This window comes from Mesorhizobium sp. Z1-4, from assembly GCF_004000235.1.
Lineage (GTDB): Bacteria > Pseudomonadota > Alphaproteobacteria > Rhizobiales > Rhizobiaceae > RCIO01.
The window spans coordinates 683,469-703,825 of sequence record NZ_RCIO01000002.1 but is presented as its reverse complement, the minus strand read 5'-3'; the positions used below and the strand labels follow the sequence as shown (position 1 = coordinate 703,825).

General features: G+C 61.8%; 23 protein-coding genes. 13 read left to right on the top strand and 10 right to left on the bottom strand.

What is annotated here, in order from left to right; genetic code table 11:
• Positions 1-25: 25 nt before the first annotated feature.
• From EP165_RS10470 to EP165_RS10460, 3 genes are read right to left on the bottom strand one after another with little or no spacing between them, the layout of a single operon-like run.
• Positions 26-1,042 (bottom strand): hypothetical protein, encoded by a 1,017-nt coding sequence (locus EP165_RS10470; protein ID WP_127522151.1) that lies wholly within the window; start codon positions 1,040-1,042, stop codon positions 26-28.
• A complete protein-coding gene (locus tag EP165_RS10465) occupies positions 1,039-1,617 on the bottom strand; it encodes a LemA family protein (protein WP_127522149.1) in 579 nt (192 codons plus the stop codon). Before EP165_RS10465 ends, EP165_RS10470 begins: the two co-directional genes overlap by 4 nt.
• Positions 1,614-2,615, bottom strand: a complete 1,002-nt coding sequence (locus EP165_RS10460) for a DUF3137 domain-containing protein (RefSeq protein ID WP_127522147.1) — start codon at positions 2,613-2,615, stop codon at positions 1,614-1,616. The genes EP165_RS10465 and EP165_RS10460 overlap by 4 nt, the downstream gene beginning before the upstream one ends.
• Positions 2,616-2,849: 234 nt before the next feature.
• Between EP165_RS10460 and EP165_RS10455 the strand changes: the two genes are divergently transcribed.
• The gene (locus tag EP165_RS10455; RefSeq protein WP_164742999.1) at positions 2,850-3,566 is read left to right on the top strand and encodes a GntR family transcriptional regulator; all 717 of its coding nucleotides are present in this window, start codon (positions 2,850-2,852) and stop codon (positions 3,564-3,566) included.
• A gap of 4 nt (positions 3,567-3,570) precedes the next feature.
• On the opposite strand, the gene EP165_RS10450 is transcribed toward EP165_RS10455, so the two are convergent.
• Positions 3,571-3,954, bottom strand: coding sequence for a RidA family protein (locus tag EP165_RS10450; protein ID WP_127522143.1), 384 nt, complete (start codon positions 3,952-3,954; stop codon positions 3,571-3,573).
• A gap of 102 nt (positions 3,955-4,056) precedes the next feature.
• Here EP165_RS10450 and EP165_RS10445 point away from each other — a divergent pair, with 102 nt between their 5' ends.
• The 7 genes from EP165_RS10445 (at position 4,057) to EP165_RS10415 (ending at position 11,043) form a co-directional block, all read left to right on the top strand.
• Positions 4,057-5,226: a pyridoxal phosphate-dependent aminotransferase gene (locus EP165_RS10445; protein WP_127522141.1), complete on the top strand. Its 1,170-nt coding sequence runs from the start codon at positions 4,057-4,059 to the stop codon at positions 5,224-5,226.
• Positions 5,227-5,314: 88 nt separating this feature from the next.
• Complete coding sequence (locus tag EP165_RS10440; RefSeq protein WP_127522139.1) at positions 5,315-6,289, top strand: TRAP transporter substrate-binding protein; 975 nt, start codon at positions 5,315-5,317, stop codon at positions 6,287-6,289.
• Positions 6,286-6,813, top strand: coding sequence for a TRAP transporter small permease (locus EP165_RS10435; RefSeq protein WP_127522137.1), 528 nt, complete (start codon positions 6,286-6,288; stop codon positions 6,811-6,813). The genes EP165_RS10440 and EP165_RS10435 overlap by 4 nt, the downstream gene beginning before the upstream one ends.
• On the top strand, positions 6,810-8,096 hold the full coding sequence (locus EP165_RS10430) for a TRAP transporter large permease (protein ID WP_127522135.1): 1,287 nt from the start codon (positions 6,810-6,812) through the stop codon (positions 8,094-8,096). The genes EP165_RS10435 and EP165_RS10430 overlap by 4 nt, the downstream gene beginning before the upstream one ends.
• A 45-nt stretch (positions 8,097-8,141) precedes the next feature.
• Positions 8,142-9,272 carry an NAD(P)/FAD-dependent oxidoreductase gene (locus EP165_RS10425; RefSeq protein WP_127522133.1) on the top strand — a complete coding sequence of 377 codons (1,131 nt, stop codon included), beginning with the start codon at positions 8,142-8,144 and terminating at the stop codon, positions 9,270-9,272.
• 318 nt (positions 9,273-9,590) lie between these two features.
• Positions 9,591-10,289, top strand: a complete 699-nt coding sequence (locus EP165_RS10420; RefSeq protein ID WP_127522131.1) for a helix-turn-helix transcriptional regulator — start codon at positions 9,591-9,593, stop codon at positions 10,287-10,289.
• Between the two features lie 31 nt (positions 10,290-10,320).
• Positions 10,321-11,043: a helix-turn-helix transcriptional regulator gene (locus tag EP165_RS10415; RefSeq protein ID WP_127522129.1), complete on the top strand. Its 723-nt coding sequence runs from the start codon at positions 10,321-10,323 to the stop codon at positions 11,041-11,043.
• Between the two features lie 5 nt (positions 11,044-11,048).
• Here the strand turns inward: EP165_RS10415 and EP165_RS10410 are convergent, their stop codons facing one another.
• Genes EP165_RS10410 through motA form a run of 6 tightly spaced genes read right to left on the bottom strand, consistent with a single transcriptional unit; the run spans position 11,049 to position 15,917 of the window.
• A complete protein-coding gene (locus tag EP165_RS10410) occupies positions 11,049-11,489 on the bottom strand; it encodes a BspJ family T4SS effector nucleomodulin (RefSeq protein ID WP_127522127.1) in 441 nt (146 codons plus the stop codon).
• A gap of 9 nt (positions 11,490-11,498) precedes the next feature.
• A complete protein-coding gene (gene flhB, locus EP165_RS10405) occupies positions 11,499-12,575 on the bottom strand; it encodes a flagellar biosynthesis protein FlhB (protein WP_127522125.1) in 1,077 nt (358 codons plus the stop codon).
• Positions 12,576-12,598: 23 nt separating this feature from the next.
• A complete protein-coding gene (locus EP165_RS10400) occupies positions 12,599-13,627 on the bottom strand; it encodes a FliG C-terminal domain-containing protein (RefSeq protein ID WP_127522123.1) in 1,029 nt (342 codons plus the stop codon).
• A gap of 24 nt (positions 13,628-13,651) precedes the next feature.
• On the bottom strand, positions 13,652-14,083 hold the full coding sequence (gene fliN, locus EP165_RS10395) for a flagellar motor switch protein FliN (RefSeq protein WP_127522121.1): 432 nt from the start codon (positions 14,081-14,083) through the stop codon (positions 13,652-13,654).
• Entirely contained in the window at positions 14,080-15,009 is a 930-nt protein-coding gene (locus EP165_RS10390; RefSeq protein WP_127522119.1) for a FliM/FliN family flagellar motor switch protein, read from the bottom strand. Before EP165_RS10390 ends, fliN begins: the two co-directional genes overlap by 4 nt.
• 32 nt (positions 15,010-15,041) lie before the next feature.
• Complete coding sequence (gene motA, locus EP165_RS10385) at positions 15,042-15,917, bottom strand: flagellar motor stator protein MotA (RefSeq protein WP_127522117.1); 876 nt, start codon at positions 15,915-15,917, stop codon at positions 15,042-15,044.
• 139 nt (positions 15,918-16,056) lie between these two features.
• On the opposite strand from motA, the gene EP165_RS10380 reads away from it, so the two are divergent.
• From EP165_RS10380 to flgB, 5 genes are all read left to right on the top strand, one after another.
• A complete protein-coding gene (locus EP165_RS10380) occupies positions 16,057-17,178 on the top strand; it encodes a DUF1217 domain-containing protein (RefSeq protein ID WP_127522115.1) in 1,122 nt (373 codons plus the stop codon).
• An 11-nt stretch (positions 17,179-17,189) separates the two neighbouring features.
• Positions 17,190-17,912 carry a flagellar basal-body rod protein FlgF gene (flgF, locus tag EP165_RS10375; RefSeq protein ID WP_127522113.1) on the top strand — a complete coding sequence of 241 codons (723 nt, stop codon included), beginning with the start codon at positions 17,190-17,192 and terminating at the stop codon, positions 17,910-17,912.
• A gap of 10 nt (positions 17,913-17,922) precedes the next feature.
• On the top strand, positions 17,923-19,308 hold the full coding sequence (fliI, locus tag EP165_RS10370) for a flagellar protein export ATPase FliI (RefSeq protein WP_127522110.1): 1,386 nt from the start codon (positions 17,923-17,925) through the stop codon (positions 19,306-19,308).
• On the top strand, positions 19,295-19,906 hold the full coding sequence (locus EP165_RS10365; protein WP_245440097.1) for a hypothetical protein: 612 nt from the start codon (positions 19,295-19,297) through the stop codon (positions 19,904-19,906). The genes fliI and EP165_RS10365 overlap by 14 nt, the downstream gene beginning before the upstream one ends.
• 69 nt (positions 19,907-19,975) lie before the next feature.
• A complete protein-coding gene (gene flgB, locus EP165_RS10360) occupies positions 19,976-20,356 on the top strand; it encodes a flagellar basal body rod protein FlgB (protein WP_127522108.1) in 381 nt (126 codons plus the stop codon).
• Position 20,357 lies beyond the last annotated feature (1 nt).

Sequence of the window (20,357 nt, the reverse complement as noted above, 5' to 3'; positions counted from 1 at the left end):
AATTCAATCGGTGCGGCGCACCTGCCTATTCGACATATTGTTTGAGGCCGAACGCGGCTCTCTCCATCTCGGCCACAAGTCCGGCAAGAGTTTCGTCGATCCTGTCCTCGGATGCGTTGGCGCCGACCAGCCTGTCCTGCGCCATGAAAAACAGTACGTCATCGTCGAGAACGAAGCCGACATTGTGGTAGCGTTCCTTTGCCTTCAGCATCGCATCCTGTGTCGCCGGCGACAGAATTCGCATGATCTCGAGCGAAATATCGGGCGCATTCGACGCGCCCGAAACGTGGAACGCGTTGTTGAAGGCAATGGATTCTGTCTTCATGTCGCGGTCGAGCACGCCGACATTGGCTACGTTTTCCGGCTTGATGACCGCGCGGACACCGGTCTTGCGGTCGATCCGGTATGCACCGAGAAACGAAAAGAACACTCCCGAGCCGCCACGCCCGCCGCGGCTGTCGCTGCGAAGCGACGGGTCGGCGGCAAGCATTGCGTTCATCTCCATGGAACCGACCGCGAGCCAGAACGGACGGCCGCCGGAGCTGCTTTCTCCCCAGAACTCCCCATCAAGATGCGCACCCGCAAATGCCCCGACCTGTAGCTTGGTCAGTTCCGGGACGAGCCGTTCGATCGCCAGCATGCGCTCGGATTTGACCAGCTGCGTCCTGCGGTCAATGCCCTCGCTGTCTCTGACGGTGGCGAACTCGCGCACCCGCTCGAGCAGCTTGCCGGTGTAAGTCCAGCCGTTTTTCCGCGCGAGTTTCACCCGGCGGATGGACTTGCGGCCATCGCTGTTTGCCAAATGCTCCACGCCCAGGAAGAGAGCCCACAACACCGTTGTCGCGCCAACCGCGACAAACGGAAAGTCGCCGGTCCAGATGCCCGCCGCCATGACCCACACAATGCCGAGGAGAGCGCCAATAAGAGACGCCTGTTTCAACCACTGCGGGACTGCAATGCCCTTGCGGATGTTTGAGATGTCGTCGGTGGCGACATCGATCGACCCCTTGATGGGGTCCCAATGAGAGCGCACGCCGTTCATTCCCGAGCGCCGGGCAGGTTGACGCGAGGCATTGTTTCCACCTGCTTGGCCTCTTCCTCGCCAAGCGTGAAGAATTCCGCGCGCTTCATGCTCAGCATGTTCCCGACCCAATTGGACGGGATGGCATCGAGCATCGTGTTGAAGTAGGCAACATTGCCGTTGTAGAGGCGCCGGGCAGCACTGATCTGGTCCTCGGTCTCCTCCAACTGCGCCTGCAACTTGCTGATGTTCCCGGTCGAGGTGATCTCGGGGTGATCTTCGGCATAACCGAAAAACTGGCGCAGCGACGAGGTCAGTTCCTCTTCGGCCGATCTGATTGCGTCCATCGCGCCTTTGTTGACCGCATCGACCGCCTTTTCGCGCACCGCCAGGATGCGGTCGAACAGTTTTTCCTCCTGCGCCATGGCGCTGCGAACGCTGTCGACCAGTGCAGGCACCAGATCATGACGCCTTTTGAGCTGCACCTGAATGCCGGAATAGGCCGACTGCACCGCGTTTCGCGCACCCACCAGCCGGTTCTGTACAATGACGAACCCGAGAACGAGCACAACTGCCACTATGAGTACGATTGTCATCGGCTGGCACCTTCCTGTTTCTTGTCGGCGGCGGCGATGTTGAGAACGTCAACAACATCGAGCATGGCCGCGATCTGTGCGTCGACCTTGCGGGCGCGCTCAGGCCAGTCGGCAACCGGCCGGAACAGATGCCCGGATTCGAACTGGTCGTTCGTGCGGTTGCGGCGAACGGTGATCAGAAGCCGGTTTTCGAGAAAAGCCAGAGCCAGCCCGCGTTTTGTCCCGAAATGAGCGGCCAGCGCTTCGATTTTTTCCATGAACGCCGGTGTCAGAAGGCGGAAGGCTTCGAGCTTTCCGGTCGAATAGACCTCGAAGCGGTCTTCGAAAGCGAGACCTTCGAGCTGAACCGGATCGCCCTCCTGGCGCATCCTTTCCAGCAGGTTCCCGACCGCTCCATGATCGGGCAGCACAACCGTCTGCGCGCTGAACGGCTTGGGGAAACTGTATGAAAGCAACAGCCCGTTGAAGACGGTCTTGTCTTTTTTGTCCTTTGCACCCGGTCTCTTGAACCGGCCCTCGCAGAGCTCGATGTCGACGCCCTTGTGCGCACCGGCCAGCCGGTCTTCCAGCCGGTGGCTCCGGTGGTAAGGCAGCAATGGCTCAAAGCGCTCCAGGGGAAACTCGAAGCCGCCCGTTCGGTACTCCAGCCCGCGGTAGGCGGCGACCTTGCCGGCGAGCACGCCCTTGAAGCGCCGATAGAGCGCCCGGTAGGCGAAAAACGCAGCCAGCAGGGAACCGAACATCACCGCGAAGCAGGAAATCTGCAGCAGGTTGCGGGAGATCCCCAGAATTGCATGCATGTCCGTCGCCGTCGCAACGAACACACCGGCACCGGCGAAAAGCCCTAGTCCGCCAAGCTCATAGACGAGCAGCATCCGGCGTGAACGCTGCCGTTCCACTTCTGCCAGGGCCGGCGCGATTTCGCGGTCGAAAAAGGCAGCGAAACCGTTATCCCGGCCGCCCGAACCGGCCCTATCCGCATGCAGATTCTGTTCCAAGCCAATTATCCGTTTGGCGCGGCTCGCGCGCCGACCGAGTTGCGATCCCTTGTGATCCAATCGGCAGCGCCAGAAGACATCCCCTATTTGGGGTGGCCTGTGGGGCCCAATGCGCGCGGGACCTCGGAGCGGCTTCAAGACCGTGCTTCGCCGCGCTGGCAATGTGGTGTTTGGCGAAGAAGTGCTCTAAGGCATGTGCGCGGTGTTCTTCTTCCAGCGAGGATTGTCCAGACGGTGCCACAAGCGCATGCCAGACCGGCTCTTTCACACTTCGAACCGGTAGCGTCGCGGGCGACCGTCGGCGAGGCGGTTTACCGCGAACTGCGCGATGCGCTGTCGGTCGGCCGGTTCGATCCGAGCCAGGTCCTGACCATCGGCGCGATCTCGGAAGCGTTCGGCACCAGCCATATGCCGGCACGCGAAGCGTTGCGCCGCCTCGTGGCCGAAGGTGCTTTGAACGTCGGAACCGGCGGCTCCGCCCGGGTTCCCGCGGTGGACGCAAACCGGCTTGACGACATCACCGAAGCACGCGTGCTGCTTGAACGCCGGGCAACGGTTCTCGCCGTGGCTCACTCGGACGCCGAGATTGTGAACGAGATCGACCGGCTGGCGCGCATTCATGCCGAAGTCGCCAACCACCGCGACGTGTTCGACATGCTGATGAAGAACCGGACGTTCCATTTCGCGATTTACCGCGCATCCGGCTCAGCCGTGCTGCCACCGCTCATCGAGTCGCTCTGGCTGCAATACGGACCCTATATGAGGCTCCTGTCGGATCACCTGAACAACGCCCGTACCGATGGCGGCCACGACGTTTATGCAGAGGGACATCGGCAGATCGTGAATGCCTTTCGCGCCGGCGACGCAGACGCCGCCGCCGATGCGATCGAGGACGACATTCGGCGCACGCGCAGCCAGATGCACGGTCCGCTGCGCGAAATTACGGGCTAGCCGCTCAGCGTTTCAGCGCCGTTACTTCAAGCTCCACGCGCATTTCTTCTTCGGCGAGTGTGACGATCACAGTCGTATTGGTTGGCTTGGGATCGCTGAACGTCGCTCCCAGGATATGCGACACGGGGACGATGTCTTCGCGCCTGGTCAGGAAGACGCGCACCCGAACGATATCCTTGAGGGTGGCATCTGCCTGCGCCAGTGCCTCGGCGATATTGGCGAGAGCCTGACGCGTCTGTGCTTCGGCACCTTCCGGAATCGCGCCCGTCTTGAAGTCGTAGCCGACCGTGCCCGAGACGAAGATGAACTCTCCGTCCACCACCGCCCTGCTGTAGCCCGCGAGTTCCTCGAATTTCGATCCCGAGGAGATGGCCCATCTGTCCGTCATTCCACAGCCTCAATTTTATGGATTGCTCATTTGATCAAACTTTGTTTATCCTAAAGACAGCCAACCGGCAATCATTCTGTGAACCGTCATACAGGAGGCGACATGCGCGATCTTGCGCGCCGCGTAACCCGGACTTCGAAGAAAGATTACGGGATGTTCGCGAAAGCGGCCGGGATCAACGATCCCGCGCGCGACCTGATCCACCTGGAGTTGGGCCGCCCCTACCAGACCACACCCGCACATATCGTCGAGGCCACGGTGAATGCCCTTCGGGCCGGCGAGGTGCACTACAGCGACCTGCCGGGCCTGCCCGAGTTTCGCGCGGCAATCGCGCAGAAGCTGAATTCGTACAACGGGATGAATGTCGGACCGCAGGATGTCATAGTCACCAACGGCCTGACCCAGGCCTCTTATGCCGCCTTCATGGCGCTCATCGATGACGGCGATGAAGTCATCCTGCTAGAGCCTTTTTACCCGCAGCATCTCGGTAAGATCGAGATGGCTGGCGCCCGGCCGGTAACGGTGAAGCTCGACGCGGCGAACGGCTATTCCATCGATGCCGGTGCGATCGAAGCCGCGATTACCAGCCGCACCAAGGCAATCGTCATCGTGAACCCCGCCAACCCGACCGGCCGTGTCTACAGCCGCGAAGAGCTGGAAGGTCTGGCTGATCTGGCCCGCAAGCACGACCTCTATGTCATCGCCGACGAGGTCTACGATCACATCGTATTCGACGGCGCCACCCACATCAGCATCGCCGCACTGCCCGGCATGGCAGAGCGCACGGTCTCCATGTACGCCTTCACCAAAGCCTATGCGATGGACGGCTGGCGGCTTGGGTATCTGACGGCCGCGCCGGCGCCGCTGGCCGCGATCGCAAAGATCGTCGCCACCGAGGTCACCCACGTAAACACCTTCATCCAGCATGGCGGAAAGGCGGCGCTGCAGGGCCCCGGGCACGTTCTGGATGAGTTGGTGGCGGAGGACCGGCACAAACGCAATCTTGTCGTCGAGCGCCTCAACCAGATGCCGGGTGTCACCTGTGCGCTGCCGCAGGGAACGATCTATGCCTTTCCCGACATTTCAGCGACGGGCCTGAGCAGCCAGACGGCGGCAGAACGGCTCCTCGACGAGGCCGATGTCGTCGTCGAATCCGGTGCTTTCTACGGCTCGGCCGGCGAGGGCCGGCTGCGCGTCTGCTTCGGTTCCGAAAGCAATGAGCGCCTGACGCAGGCGATGGACCGCATGCAGACATTCTTCAATTCGATCTGAAACCAACACACCCCCCGAGACAACGGGACACCAAGAAGCCCGGCCGCAACTTTTCAACCTGGTACTGAACCAACAAGGAGGAAGTCCGATGAAATTCACGACCGTTGCTGCAGCGCTCGTTCTTATGACGACTGCCGCGAATGCGCAGACTACCTGGCAAATGCACATCAATTTCCCGGCCGGCAATTTCGATACGCAAAACGCGTTGAAATTTGCCGAGGCGGTGAAGGAAGAAACCAACGGCGAAGTCGTAATCGAAGTCATGGCCGGCGGATCGCTCGGCCTCAAGGGACCGGAAGTACTCGGCGCGGTGCGCGACGGTATCGTGCCGATCGCGCATTACCACCTGGATACGGCGGTCGGCGACGAGCCGTTCTTTGCCATCCAGGGCTTGCCGTATCTGACGCGCGGTTTCGACGATGCCGCGAAGCTGAACGCACTCGCGAAGCCGACCTATGACAAGATTGCCGAGCGCAACAACCAGAAGATCCTCTATTCCGTCTTCTGGCCGGGCGCCCAGCTCTACACCAGCGAACCGGTGGCAGAGGTTTCGGATCTCTCCGCGCTGAAAATCCGTACCGCCAACAAATCGAGCACCGACTTCCTTGCAGATGTCGGCGCGGCTCCCGTGCTGATGCCCTGGGCGGACGCTCTCGTGGCACTCGCATCGGGCGGCCTCGATGGCATCGCCACCTCTTCGACATCCGGTGTCGACGGCAAGTTCTGGGAGTTCATGGGCGCGGTCAACACGATCAGCTACGTGAACCCGACCGCAGTGGTCGCCGTGAACCTCGACGCTTTCAATGCGCTCTCGGCCGAAAACCAGAAGATCATCATGGATATCGCAGCCCGCATGGAGCCGGAGCTGCGTGCCGTGGCCGAGACGGAAGACACCGTACGTCTGAAAGAGCTTGGCGAGCAGGGCATGGCTGTTTCAGAACCGAGCGACGCCTTTGCAGAAGCGCTTGTTGAAGCGGCCAGGAAACAGTGGGACGCGTTTGCGGAAAACGGCGGCGCGGAAGCGCGTCCGGTCCTCGACGCGTATCTTGCCGAGCGCAAGTGAAGGCGCAGCCCGCAATAGTCCATGCCGCCGAACGCGGCATGGACCTTTTGACCAGGATCGCGGAATTCGTTTCCGCGGTCCTTCTCTGGTTGATATTCGCCGTTCTCCTGACCGAACTGGCCTTGCGCAACCTGTTCACCAAGTCGCTCGCCGGAAGCTGGGAACTCGCCGCGTTCCTGATGTCGGCAATGCTCTATCTGGGTCTGGCCCCTGCCCTGCGCGCCGAAGCGCATGTGCGTGTCCTCATGGTGTCGAGTGCACTGAAAGGGCTGCCGGCGAAGCTGCTTGAAGGGCTTGTGCTCGCCCTCGCACTCGCTGTCAGCAGCTATACCTGCCTGGCGCTCGCAAATCTGAGCCTCACATCACTCACCCGCGGCTCGAAATCGTGGGAGCTTTCGCTGCCGTTGGCCTTGCCGCAGGCTTTTGTCGCGCTGGGCATGGGAATTTTCGCCTGCGCTTTTGCGGCACAGCTGGTGCTTCTGCTTACACGCGGCCACGCGACGAACCCGGAGACGCCGGAATGAGCGTTACCATCACGACACTCGTTGTGACATTTGCGTTGCTTCTGGCCGGCGGCCTGTGGATCGGGCTTTCGATGATGGCCACCGGCATCTTCGGGCTTGAGATGTTCCACACCCTGCCAGTCGACAAGGTGCTGGCACAGAACCTCTTCAACACCGTCAGCTCGACCGAGCTTCTGGCGCTGCCGCTTTTCATCCTGATGGCGGAGGTGCTGTTTCGCACCCGCATTTCCGATCACATGTTCACCGGCCTTGCACCATGGACGACGTGGCTGCCCGGCCGGTTGCTGCACATAAACGTCATCGCCTCCACCCTGTTCGCCGCCGTTTCGGGATCGTCTGCCGCCACCACCGCCACCGTCGGCCGGATAACGCTGAGCGAACTCGACAAGCGCGGCTACGACCGCACCATCGCCATCGGGTCGCTCGCCGGTGCCGGCACCATCGGCTTCCTGATACCGCCGAGCCTGCCGATGATCGTCTATGGCGTTCTGGCCGAGGTCTCCATCCTCAAGCTTTTTATTGCCGGCATCGTGCCGGGGCTGGTTCTGGCGTTCGGCTTCTCGCTGATGACAATGGTCTTGTCCTTCATCCGCGGCACGTCCTCATCCGACCAGATGCGCTTTTCGGCAAGGGACAGGCTCGCCAGCATCCGTAAGCTGGGGCCGATCACGGCACTGATCCTGTTGCTGATTGTCGGGCTCTATGGCGGCTTCGCCAGCCCGACGGAAGCCGCGGCACTGGGTGTCGCCGGCGCAATCGGCCTCGCAGCGCTTGGGCGCGACCTCAGCTTCCGGACCCTGCACGAGGCTGCAGTTGCGACTGTTCGCACCTCGAGCATGCTGGCGCTCATAACCAGCGGCGGCGCATTCCTGTCGGTGGCGTTCAACTATCTGCAGATACCGACCTATGTCGTCGGTCTGGTAAGCGGCGCGGAACTCTCGCCGCTCGGCGTGGTGCTGATCCTGCTGGTGATCTACATCTGCCTCGGCTGCATTCTGGACGGCATGTCGATGATCGTGGTGACGCTGCCGATCGCACTGCCCGCCGTGCTTGCCGCCGGATGGGATCCGCTGTGGTTCGGCATCTTCCTCGTGGTGACGATCGAGATGGCTCAGCTGACACCGCCGGTCGGCTTCAACCTGTTCGTGATTCAGGGGATCACCGGCGAGACGATGACACATATCGCCCGCGCGGTAGTGCCCTACTTCGCGGTGCTGCTTCTGTTGATGGCGACACTGATTGCAGCGCCCGATCTTGTCTTGTGGCTGCCGGGGCTGATGTAATCGCCGCGTTGATTTCATCAGCCGGGCACCGGCCCGGGCAGGGACATGGACAAGACCTTTGACATCGTTGTCGTCGGCGCCGGGATCGCCGGAGTTTCGGCAGCCTGCGAGCTCGCGCGCACCGGTCTGAGAGTCGCAATCCTCGAAATGGAGCAGCAGCCCGGCTATCACGCCACCGGCCGCTCGGCAGCGATCCTGGCGCAATCTTACGGCAACAGCGTCATCCGCAGATTGACCCGAGCTTCGGAGCACTTCTTCCGCACACCGCCTGCCGGATTTGCCGATCACCCGCTTCTGTCGCCGCGCCCGATCCTGCATGTGGCACGCGCCGACCAGGCAGAGCGGCTGCGCCGCCTGTTCGACGACAGCAATGACGACGGCAAGCTGCTGGAATGGCTCGACGCCGAAGAACTGGCACAAGCGGCACCGCATCTCAGGGAAGGTTATGCGGTTTGCGGGTTTCGCAACAAGGAAGCCAGCGACATCGATGTGAACGCTTTGCTGCATGGCTACCTGCGATTGTTCCGGCAGGCAGGAGGTGAATTGCACACCTCCAGTGCGGTAGGCGGCATGACCTTCAATGGCGGCCGCTGGACGGTCGAGACGGCCAAGGGCGGATTTTCCTGCCGCACGCTGGTCAATGCGGCCGGCGCCTGGGCGGCCGAACTCGGGAAACTGGCCGGTGCACGAGACATGCCGCTCACACCGCTACGCCGTTCCGCGGTCGTCATCGACGCTCCGGAAGGCCTCGCCGTCAGTGATTTGCCGATGGTCATCGACGCCGACGAGGAATTCTACATCAAGCCGGAAGCCGGCAAGCTGATGGCCTCCCCCGGCGACGAGACACCAAGCCCGCCATGCGACGCGGCACCCGAGGAAATCGACATCGCCATCTGTATCGATCGTATCGAGAAGGCGTTCGGGCTGGACGTGCGGCGCATCGACAGCAAATGGGCCGGCCTGCGCAGCTTCCTGCCGGACAGAACGCCGGTCTGCGGTTTCGACGCCGACGCGCCATCGTTTTTCTGGCTCGCCGGCCAGGGCGGCTACGGTGTGCAGACCGCGCCCGCGATGGCATGGCTGACAGCAGCGATCGTCACGCGACAGCCCCCTCCTGCAGCACTGAGCGATGCCCGCATCGCCGCCGAGGCTTTGTCGCCATCGCGTATTTTTTGAGCATCGTGCACGCCTGGGGAACGGCCCTACCGGCCCGGTTCGGGCAGCTCTTTTCCGCGAGCGACGCAGCCGGCCGGAAAGAAAATCGCCGGTCCCGAGGCTCCGATTCTTGACGTGATTCCAAAGCTTGCCTAATCCTCAGGCATCGGCAGTGATTCGCTTTCTTCGTTGCCGCTCAGAAGTGATTCCCGTTCAAGCGTGTATCCGCAGGACGGCAGCTCGCTGCCGTCGGCGTACGGATTCGTGCCTTTAGTATCGTGACCCGCGCGTCTCCTGCGGATTGACCAAAGCGACGAACCAGGAACCAGCGGCACTCCAATGAACAGCCTTGCCCTCCTCCGTGAACCAACCGGCGAAGCTTCGCTCCCGGTGGACAGGGCGGGCCTTCTGCGCTTCCTGCTGGACCTTTCCGCGCAACTGGGCGCCGACAACTATCTGATTGCCAGGATCGGCAGTGAACGTGGCAATGACGAAGTCAGGATCATCGCCGCGAACTGGACCTTCGACAGCGTCGAAACGCTTGGCCATGAGGGCCTGCTGGCACTTGCCGGCGCTCCCGTGACCGCGTTCGTCGGAGCGCCGGCCCGCAGCTGGCGGCCGCTTTCCCTGGCGGCTCTGCCTCCCGGAACAGCCGTGCAGCTCGATAGCGCCGGACACCGCGATTTCGTCTCGGCGCGCCTTCGCGCCTGCAACCGGCACTATCTCGTTTTGTTTTCGGCAAGCCGCCTCAACAGGCTGAACCCGGCGCAACTGCCTGCGGCTCTCATGGCGCTGTCTTATGCACTGTCGTCGACGGGCAGCGGCGCAGAGGAAGCAGCGCCCGACTATCCCATCTCGGTGCGTGAGCGCGAATGTCTGGGTTGGGTCGCCGAAGGCAAGACGACAATGGATATCGCGACAATCCTCGACGTCTCCTCCAACACCATCAACAGCTATCTGACCCACGCGATCCAGAAGCTAGCGGCGCGCAACCGCACCATGGCAGTGGCGCTCGCAATTCGAAGCGGGATCATCTGATGCGGATCGTCCGCAAAGGCAGCGCTGCGCGATGCTGAATCCGGTCAGCGACGCTGCGGCGGAACCGCCTGAAGCGCAGGTCATCCGACTGGACACGCTGCCTGACGCGATGCGCAAACTGCGGCGCATGGCCGAAGAAATACACGCCACCCATTTCGCCACCTTCATCATTGTCCAGCGTGGAGAACGGCGTCAGCTCGTCCCATGTCTCGATGCGCACTATCCAGGTATTTCCGAGCGTTCGAAAATGATGACGGCGTTGCTGGGCGACCGCTTCGCAAAACGCATCTCCGGGACAGCAAGGCCGCTCTGGTGGTCGAAATCCGAGGATCAGGCTGTTTTCGCTGACGCGCATTTCGCCGAACGCATCGAGGTGCCGGCCGGTTCGCAATCCGGCCTGGCGCTACCCGTCGCGGCCGAACACGGACCCGAAGGCACAATTGTTCTGACTGGCGAGCGGCTGGTTTTGAACGCAGCCGCCCTGTGCGATATCCACGCCCGCTGCTTTGCGCTGTTCGGCGTCATCGCGCGGCTTGGTCCGCCCGCCGGCAACAGCACCCCCGCCATCTCCAAGCGCGAACTCGAGTGCCTGATGCTGACCGCCAATGGCCTGACCAGCGACGAAATCGCCGACAAGCTCGGGCTCTCGGTTCACACCGCAAATCAGTACCTGACCAACACAAGCCGAAAGCTCAATGCCGTCAATCGGGTGCATGCGGTAGCGAAGGCGCTGCGTCTCGGAATGTTCGACTAGGCTTTTCAGCCCGCCATCCGCATTGGTGTGCTCTTGCGGATACGGGATGCCTCCAGTGCGGTTTCCAGAAATGCGGTGTTCGTCTCCGGCTCGTCGGCAGGTCGGTCGAAAGCGACATAGTTGACGTCGATACCTGCCTGCTGGTCTCCGAGCGACAATGAAAAGAACACGGTCGCACCGGCCGGCTTCAACTCCAGGTCGAGCACCACCTTCTGCTCGCCGCTCCAGCTGAGGTCGAGGTTGCCGCCATGTCCGAGCCTCAGCGTGCCGGGCATGAAATACAGCTCGGCCGCGGAATCCACGATATCCGCCAGATTTGCCAGATGCCCGAGATGGATGAACGATACATAGTCGGCCAGCTCGACCATCCGCAATTCGGCGACGAAATCCTGGATGGCATTCGCGACAATCGCTTCCCTTGAGATGGAATAGGCCTGCTTGTGCATTGGTGGTTCCTAGTGGGCTGAAGCCGGCTTGCGCGCGTAGACGATACGGACCAGCTCAGCGACTGCCTGATAGAACTGAGCTGGGATGAGACTATCGATCGAAACTTGTTTGTACATGGAGCGGGCGAGCGCGACGTTCTCGAACACGGGAACCCCGTTCGCCTCGGCGATCTCGCGGATTTTCAGGGCAACGAGGTCCTGACCCTTTGCCACAACGACCGGAGCGTCGTTTTCCTCGCGCACGTACCGCAGCGCGATGGCGTAGTGGGTCGGATTGGCGATCACCAGCGTCGCGGTCGGCACCGCCGACATCATGCGCTGGCGCGCACGATCGCGCTGCAGCGAGCGCATGCGCATGCGCACGATCGGGTCGCCCACGGTCTGCTTGAGCTCGTCCTTGACCTCCTGGCGCGTCATGCGCAGATCCTGCAGCCAGTGGAACCGCGACCACAGAATGTCGGCCACCGCGATCACCAGCATGACCAGCGTGATTGCAATCAGGATCTCTTTTGCGATGTCGTTTATGACGAAGCCGAACACCGCCGGGTGCGTGCTCATGCCCGAAATGAGCTCCGACTGCGCGTTGCGCATCGCGATGGCGAGAATAACGCCGGCGAAAGTGAGCTTGCCGAGCGATTTGAGCAGCTCCGCAAATCCCTGCGCGCCGAAAAGGCGGGTAAAACCTTCCTTCAGGGATATCCTCGAAAGCTGCGGCTTGACCCGCTCAAGCACGAAGCGCGGTGTGTTCTGAAGTATCGAGGCCGCGATTGCCGCCGTCACCAGCAGAACCATCAGCGCCGCCAGCACCTTCCCGCACTCGAACATGACGATCTGCATGATCAGGATGACGTCGCGTTCGGTACCGAGCGGCCAGTCTTCGGGCTTTTCGAGAAACAGCGAAAGGAAGCCCGCCATTCGGGCGGCGCTGTGTTCGGCAAAGAAGATCGCAAATAGCAGGATGGCAACAAAGGAAGCGAAAATTGGCGCTTCGCGTGCGAAGGGCAGTTTGCCCTTCTCGATCGTGTCACGGATCTTCTTCTCGGAAGCGTCTTCTGTTTTGCTTTCTTTGTCCGGCTTCTCAGACACCGCGTCCGCTCCCTCGGTTCAGGTCAGGCAGCGTTGGCGGCGGCTTCTTCGCCATCTGCTTGGCCGGGCAGCACGAGAGCGCCTTCGGACGAAAGGCGGATGGCGGTCGAAGCGATGGAGCGCCTGGCCGCGCTGATTTCGTCGGCGGGTATGTTACCGGCCGCGTCTTTCAGTTCGGACTCAATCATGCGGCGGGACCTCGCGCCGATCGCCGAAAGTACGGCTTCGGCCAACGCGGCTTCGGCTCCGCGCAGTGCAACCGTGACCATCTCGGTCTGGATGTTGTCGAAGAGAGCGACACGCGCGGCCTGCGAAAGGAGCACAACGTCCTCAAAGGCAAAGAGCTTGGATTTCAGCTCCTCCAGGTCCGGAGTTCCGGCCGCGACCATATCTTCCATGACATCGTCGAGGAGCGACTTGTCGAGTTCGTTGAGAACGCCCGCAACCCGCTTCTGGCCGGCCGAGTTGTCGCGCACCGAGCTCTCGTCGGTCAGCTTTGCCCGCAACTTGTTTTCGACCAGCTCGCGCGCCTTGTCGGTAACTTTGCCGAGCGCCATCATGCGCTTGACCACCTCACCGCGAACCGGCTTTGGCAGTTTCACCATGATCGCCGCCGATGCCGGAGCTGCTATGGTGGAAAGGACAAGCGCGACGGTTTGTGGATGTTCGCGCTCCAGCGCCGCGGCCACTCTTTCCGCCGGCAGCTTTTCGAGCTGCGGCCAGAACGTCTCCTTGGGCGCTTCGTCGACCTTCTTCTCCCCGTCCATGATTGCATCCACCTCTTCCGGTGTCAGCGTTTCGGTCAGGATGTTGTTCATGGTGTCGCCGGAATCGAGCAGGCCGGCGCCTTCGGCGAACTCGCTCTCGAATTCTGAAACGATGCGGTCGAGTTCGCTCTGCGGAATCGTCTTGAGCGAGCGCGCAGCCTCGATCAGGCCGCGCAGCTCTTCCTGTTTGAAGAATTTGAGCAGCTTTCCGGCAGATGGCTTGCCCATTGCAACCAGAATGGCTGCTGCTTTCTGCGACCGCGACAGGGTTGGCAACTGGCTCATATCTCTGGAACGAAACCGCTTCCGCTACCGGCCACGAGTGGCAGTGTTGATTTCCGTGAGCTTGATTCCGAAGCGCGATGGGTCGTCCTCAAGCACCGTGATCTCGCCTTTTGCTATCTTGCGGCCGTTCACCATCACATCGACCGGTTCGCCAATGCGCCTGTTCAAGGACACGGTGGCCCCCTTCTGCAGAGCCATCAGTTCCGAAACCGGCATTTCGGTACTGCCGAGCACGATTTGCACTTCAACCGGAATGCCGAGGATGATGCCGGCATTGGAGCCAGACGCAGAGCCGGCCGTTGCCGGGCTCGCATCGTCGGATTCGTTCAATACGCCCCGCAGTTCTTCGATTGCCTTGGACAGCTGATCGTCATCGGCAGGCTGATCGGCGGTGGCGTCGGGCGCCTCGATCGGTGCTTCATCGTCATGCGCTGCGGTTGGGTTCGGATCAGTCATGCTGAAATTAGCCCTTCTACGAAATCTTCATGTGCATCGAACGGCTGCAGGATGCGCACTGTATAATTATGTCCGAGTTTGCCGAGTTCGCAAACGAACAGCACCTGGTCGCGCGCCGTGAGCCGCGCCTGCGACTGTGCCTGTTCGGGAAACGCGATCACCTGGCCAGCCTCAAAACCTGCAATCTCGCGCAGCGTCATTTCGCCGATCGGGATCGCGGCGGTGAGCGGCAGCCTGGATCGCATCACCTCTTCGTTGAACTTTGCCCGCCACGCGCCCGCTGGCGCAGAGGTGTTGGCCGTTGCATCGCCTCGAAGCTGAATAAGCACGCGCTGCGGAAGAGCCACGGTAAGTCTGCCGCGATTTGCGCCGAAAACCAGTTCGAACACGATCCGCGCGGCGGGCCCGTCGCGCATCGCGCGGGCGCCGATTTCCTCGCCGACAATGGGCTCCTCGAGCGGAAATCTGATGCCGAAGGAGCGCTCGCCGGAGCCGTTGAATATCTGTGCGACCGTATCGAAAATCTTGGCCGTGATTTCGATTTCGATCTCGGACGGCATGCGGGTGATCGGCGCCAGCGCCTGCTCCGCATCCGCCCCGAACAACGCTCCGACGGCGATGGTTATCGCCTCGGCATCCAGGGTCATGAACAGCGCATCGGGCGATATCTCGGCGGTTGCCACCATCATCGCGCCGAAGCTGCCCTCCGGCAGCCGCACATCGGTCATGCGGCAGATTTCGATGTCGCCCAGTTCGACCTCGACAGATGTGCCGAGCTCTTCTTCGAAATAGCTGGCAATGTCGGGCACGCACCGCGCAGCGCATGCCCGGGCGGTATCCAGAACATGGTCCGGATTGCCGGTCTCGCCCGTCAGGCGTTCGACAATCAGATCTCGCATCTGCACCGGCGCCGGCTGACTGCTCATTTGGAAAGCACCTTGACCACCTTCCGCGCCAATCAGGCCGCCTTGGCGGCTTCGCCGCCGGCGTTAAGCGTGCTCTCTTCGACCGCATCGATCGACGGACGGTCCTTGGACGAAATGGTCTTGCGCCCGAACTCAAGCGCGACTTGCGGCAACGAGCCGTTCATGTAGGCAAGCAAGGTCTGCTTCACGATGATGTAGAGGCGCGTCCGCTTCTCCCGGACCACTTTCACTTTGGCAGCGATCGGACCCACAACGGCATAGGCCATGAAGATGCCAAGGAAGGTGCCGACCAGCGCGGCGCCGATCAGGCCACCGAGGATTTCCGGCGACTGATCTAGAGCGCCCATCGCCTTGACGACGCCCAGCACCGCTGCGCAGATGCCGAGTGCGGGGAACCCGTCCGCCATCTGCTGAAGCGCATGATATGATTTCAGCTTGTCGTGTTTGACCGTGTGAATTTCCTCGTCCATCAGCGCCTCGATCTCGAACGGACGGGCGTTGCCGATGATGATGATGCGACAATAGTCGCAGATGAAATGGGTCAGGTCGTGGTCTTTCAGCACTCTGGGAAAGGCCTGAAAGATCGATGATTCCTCGGGGTTGTCGATATGCGCTTCAACCTCGTTGCGGGGCTTGGTTCTGAGCTCGCGCATGAGGCTGTGCAGCACGCCCAGAAGCTCCAGATAGTCCTGCTCCTTCGGCACCGACTGCTTGAAGGCGTCCAGCATCGCCTTGCCGGAATCCTTCACGACCGACATCGGATTGGCCACGAAGAAAATGCCGAGGGCGGCGCCGCAGATGATCACCACTTCCCATGGCTGCCACAGGACGTCGAGATAGCCGCCCATGGCCATATAGCCGCCGAGCACGCAGCCAAAGGTGACAACCATTCCAATGAGAATACCCACAAGCCGGCCCCGATTACAGAATCAATGACAATACCGATAGGCGCCGTGCCTTGTGTGAGGCTTGTAGATACGGCCGGTCCGATCAGCCTCACGCAAGCGTCATCACATATCCAGGACACGCAATTGCCGGAGACCTGCCTTGGTTAGCACCTTCACCAGCTACCAGCTCATCACGCGTGATATCGAGCGGTCGCTGACGCGCGTCGAGAACAAGCCCCTGGTCGCTCGGGAAACCGAGTACTACGCGAACAACATCGCCAAGGTGACGTCGATCGACGAATTCGTCTCCGACACGCGGCTTTTCAACTATGCCATGAAGGCACACGGCTTGAGCGACATGGCCTATGCCAAGGCCTTTATGGTCAAGGTGCTGGAAGGCGGCGCCAAAGACCCCGACAGTTTCGCCAATAAGCTGACGGACAAGCGCTACCTGGAATTCGCCAAGAGCTACAATTTCGCCGCGCATGGCAGCCAGGCCACCGTTTACAGCGACGCCCAGCAAGGAACGGTGACACGCTATCAGCTGCAGGCGACGCTGGCCGGCGTGGCATTCGACAATCCGATCCTGAAAGCACAGAACGAAGACTACCTCGCCCGCATCAAGGACGTGACGTCGATCGACCAGTTTCTCGCCGACGATGCGCTCTTCAGTTATGCGATGAAGGCCTATGGGCTCACGGACCGGCTCGACGACAAGGACTTCATGCGGAAAATCCTTGCGGGCGGCGTCACCGATCCCGACAGCCTCGCCAACAGACAATCCAATCCCGCCTACGCCGAGTTCGCTACCGCTTTCGACTTCGCCGCACACGGCGAAAAGGCCACCGTCTTCACGGCCGCACAGCATGGCGCGGTGGCAAACTATGCGCGTCAGACGCTGGAAGAGGAAGCCGGAAGCCAGAACGAGGGTGTGCGGCTCGCACTCTATTTTCAGCGCAAGGCAGGCTCGCTCAACAACCCGTATCAGATACTGGCCGACCAGGCGCTGGCAACGGTGGTCCGCACGGCGCTCGGCATACCGGCATCCAGCGCCACCGCCGATATCGACCGGCAGGCGGCCATGCTGTCGGAGCGGATGGATTTCGCCGACCTCAAGGAACCGGAAGCACTCGGGAAGTTTCTGGCGCGCTTCACCAGCATGTGGGAGCTGAACAATGGCCAGTCGGCGGCTTCGTCGCCCGCGTCGGTGCTTTTCGGTCAGCCCCTCGAATTCGGCATATCAACCGACGTGTTGCTCACCTTGCAGCGGCTGCGCGGATAAGGAGACACACAATGGAAACCGGCCTCTATGTCGCGCTTTCTTCTCAGGTCGCCCTTGAGCGGCGGCTCACCACAATTGCCGATAACATGGCAAACACGAGCACAGTCGGATATCGCGCCACCGGGGTGAAATTCGAGGACATGGTATCGGGCAGCGGCAGCAACTCCGTTTCGTTCGTTTCCTCCGGCGATACCTACATCGCCGATGTGAACGGCTCGCTCCGCGAAACCGGCAACCCGCTCGATTTCGCCATTCAGGGCGACGCCTGGTTCGCCATCGAAACTCCATCTGGGACCGTCATGACCCGCGACGGCCGGTTCTCGATGCGCACCACCGGTGAGCTTGTCACACTCGACGGCCACGGCGTGCTCGATGCCGGCGGCGCGCCGCTGCAGCTCGACCCGCTCGGTGGACCTCCCGAAGCCGGCGCGGATGGCATGCTGCGTCAGAACGGGCGCCAGGTCGGCGCCGTGGGCCTGTTCAACTTCACCCCGGGAGTGAACTTCGTCCGGTTCGGCAATTCCGGCATCATCCCCGAGGGCACTCCCGAGCCGATTGTCGACCGGCAGCAGGTCGGCGTTGCGCAGGGCTTCGTGGAGGATTCCAACGTCAACGCAGTCAAGGAGATGATGGAACTCATCCAGGTCCAGCGCGCGTTCGACCAGGTTACCGCCCTGATGCGCGATAGCGAGGAGGCAATGGACACCTCCATTCGCACGCTTGGCGCAGGCTGAGGCAGTACTTTTGACGACATCAGAAAACCTTCCGGCAACGCGCAACGACGGCCTTCACGCGCTCCATGCTCTCGAGGCGCTCTACAGCCGGTTCAGCGAACCCGGCGAAACCCTGCGCCTGGGTGGGCACGTGGTGGAGGTGACCGCCACCCATTTGCGCGTCGACGGCCTGTCGCGCTCCGCAAGGCTCGGCGACGTCGTCGACCTGCACACGCGGCGCGGCACACGCTCCGGCGAAATCGTTCGCATCAACCCCGGCAGCGTGCTCGTGGCACCCTTCGAGAGCAGCACCGACGTTTCTCTCGGCCAGGCGGTTTTCAATCGCGGACCGACATCGATCAGCCCCGGCGACAGCTGGCGCGGCAGGGTAATCGATGCCCGCGCCCGCCCGATCGACAATGCCGGACCGCTGATCGGCGGAACCGCTACCTTCGTACCGGAGACGCCCGCACCGTTGCGGCGCGCCCGCGTCGATGCGCCGTTCAAGACGGGCGTGCGTGTCATCGATATTTTCACGCCGCTCTGTTACGGCCAGAGGCTGGGCGTGTTCGCCGGTTCCGGCGTGGGCAAATCGACCCTCCTGGCGATGCTGGCGGCCGCCGACGCATTCGACACGGTGGTCGTTGCACTGGTCGGAGAGCGGGGCCGCGAGGTGCGCGAATTCCTCGAGGATACGCTCGGCCCCGACACCATGAAAAAGACCGTGGCTGTTGTCGCGACCAGCGACGAAAGCGCGATGATGCGGCGGCGCGCACCCGATACTGCAATGCGCATTGCCGAACATTACCGGGATCGCGGCGACCGGGTTTTGCTGGTTCTCGATTCCATAACGCGCCTCGCGCATGCGCTGCGCGAAGTCGCGACCGGAACCGGCGAACCGCCCGTCGCACGCGGATATCCGGCTTCCGTCTTCACCGACCTTCCAAGACTGCTGGAACGCGCCGGGCCCGGTGTCGAAGGCCGCGGATCGATCACCGCCATCCTGTCTGTTCTCGTCGACGGTGACGATCACAATGATCCTGTCGCCGATTCCGTGCGTGGCATCCTTGACGGGCATATCGTTCTGGACAGGGCGATTGCCGAGCAGGGCCGCTTTCCCGCAGTCGATCCGCTGGCATCGATCTCGCGGCTTGCGGCGCGTGCCTGGACCCAGGACCAGCAAATGCTCGCTGCGCGGCTGAAATCGATGATCTCGCGTTATGAAGACACCCGCGATATCCGGCTCCTGGGTGCCTACCAACCGGGCGCCGATGCCGAGCTCGATCTCGCTGTCCGCCAGATACCGACAATCTATGAAGCCCTGTCACAAGGTCCGCAGGACCCGCGTTCGCACGATCCCTTCGCCGACCTCGCCAGGCACCTGAAAGCCAGGGAGGCTCCCGTTGATCAGTCTTAGGGAACGAAGCAACGGCATCCTCAGGGGTTTGCTGGAACTCAACGACAAGAGCCAGGCGGCGCGCCGGAAGCGCAGGCACCTGAAAGAACGTTCTGGCGACATCATCGTGGCCGGGCTTGGGATATCGCTTGGCCTCGTTTGCGCATTCTTTCCCTGGTACGTCTTTTTCAACCAGGATCAGTTCGGCATCCGCGGCGTCCAGTTCTCGGGTGGCGGCTCGACGCAGGTCTTGCCGGAGAACCTGACCTACCAGCCGACGCTCGTTGGCCAGGGCTTTTCCCTTGAGGATGTGCCGCTGCTCGAGCTCGACCGCATTGCCACCGGTGCTGTTCCGGACGCATCGGATCCTTCGGTGGGCGAAGTACCGCTATCCGACCAACCGTTCCCGGGCGACGATTTGCCGGTGCCGGAATATCGTGTCGTCCACGTCGCAAACGGCCGCGCGATGATCGAAGACGAAGAAGGTCTTTACATCGTTCAGGCCGGTTCGCTGTTGCCCGACAAAAGCCGTGTCTCAACGATCGAGCAGCGGCGCGAAGGCTGGGTCGTGGTCACCAGCGACGACAAGATCGTACCGCTGTCGGGCCTCGGCCGCTAGCTGGCGGCCGCCGCAAGGCCCGCGCAAGGCCCGCATCCTAACTTCGGTCTGCTGCAAAAGGAATTTGCTATGCAGGCCGTAAATTTGTTCGACATCGCCGCGCAGCAGGCCAAGTGGCTTGCCGTTCGCCAGTCGGCCGTTTCGAGCAACATCGCCAACGCAAACACACCGGGATTCAGGGCTTCGGACATCGAGCCGTTTGAAAGCCTGGTGTCCGGCACCGCCGTGAAGATGGCGGCCACACACCCCGGGCACATCGGCGCCGGTACGTCCGAGGCCTCGTTCTCACTCAAGGAAATCGAACCGGAGGGCGCACTTTTGCCGTCGCAGAACACGGTCGAGCTGGAGTCCGAACTGATCAAGGCCGGTGAAGTCCGGCGTTCGTTCGAGCTCAACACAGGCTTGGTGAAAGCATTCCACCGCATGCTTCTCATGGCTTCGCAGGGCTGAC

What these genes read in the sequence shown, in the direction of transcription:
- EP165_RS10470 (WP_127522151.1), bottom strand. Translation starts at nt 1,042, where the DNA reads ATGAACGGCGTGCGCTCTCATTGGGACCCCATCAAGGGGTCGATCGAT.
- EP165_RS10465 (WP_127522149.1), bottom strand. Translation starts at nt 1,617, where the DNA reads ATGACAATCGTACTCATAGTGGCAGTTGTGCTCGTTCTCGGGTTCGTC.
- EP165_RS10450 (WP_127522143.1), bottom strand. Translation starts at nt 3,954, where the DNA reads ATGACGGACAGATGGGCCATCTCCTCGGGATCGAAATTCGAGGAACTC.
- EP165_RS10445 (WP_127522141.1), top strand. Translation starts at nt 4,057, where the DNA reads ATGCGCGATCTTGCGCGCCGCGTAACCCGGACTTCGAAGAAAGATTAC.
- EP165_RS10440 (WP_127522139.1), top strand. Translation starts at nt 5,315, where the DNA reads ATGAAATTCACGACCGTTGCTGCAGCGCTCGTTCTTATGACGACTGCC.
- EP165_RS10430 (WP_127522135.1), top strand. Translation starts at nt 6,810, where the DNA reads ATGAGCGTTACCATCACGACACTCGTTGTGACATTTGCGTTGCTTCTG.
- EP165_RS10425 (WP_127522133.1), top strand. Translation starts at nt 8,142, where the DNA reads ATGGACAAGACCTTTGACATCGTTGTCGTCGGCGCCGGGATCGCCGGA.
- EP165_RS10420 (WP_127522131.1), top strand. Translation starts at nt 9,591, where the DNA reads ATGAACAGCCTTGCCCTCCTCCGTGAACCAACCGGCGAAGCTTCGCTC.
- EP165_RS10415 (WP_127522129.1), top strand. Translation starts at nt 10,321, where the DNA reads ATGCTGAATCCGGTCAGCGACGCTGCGGCGGAACCGCCTGAAGCGCAG.
- EP165_RS10410 (WP_127522127.1), bottom strand. Translation starts at nt 11,489, where the DNA reads ATGCACAAGCAGGCCTATTCCATCTCAAGGGAAGCGATTGTCGCGAAT.
- EP165_RS10400 (WP_127522123.1), bottom strand. Translation starts at nt 13,627, where the DNA reads ATGAGCCAGTTGCCAACCCTGTCGCGGTCGCAGAAAGCAGCAGCCATT.
- fliN (WP_127522121.1), bottom strand. Translation starts at nt 14,083, where the DNA reads ATGACTGATCCGAACCCAACCGCAGCGCATGACGATGAAGCACCGATC.
- EP165_RS10390 (WP_127522119.1), bottom strand. Translation starts at nt 15,009, where the DNA reads ATGAGCAGTCAGCCGGCGCCGGTGCAGATGCGAGATCTGATTGTCGAA.
- flgF (WP_127522113.1), top strand. Translation starts at nt 17,190, where the DNA reads ATGGAAACCGGCCTCTATGTCGCGCTTTCTTCTCAGGTCGCCCTTGAG.
- flgB (WP_127522108.1), top strand. Translation starts at nt 19,976, where the DNA reads ATGCAGGCCGTAAATTTGTTCGACATCGCCGCGCAGCAGGCCAAGTGG.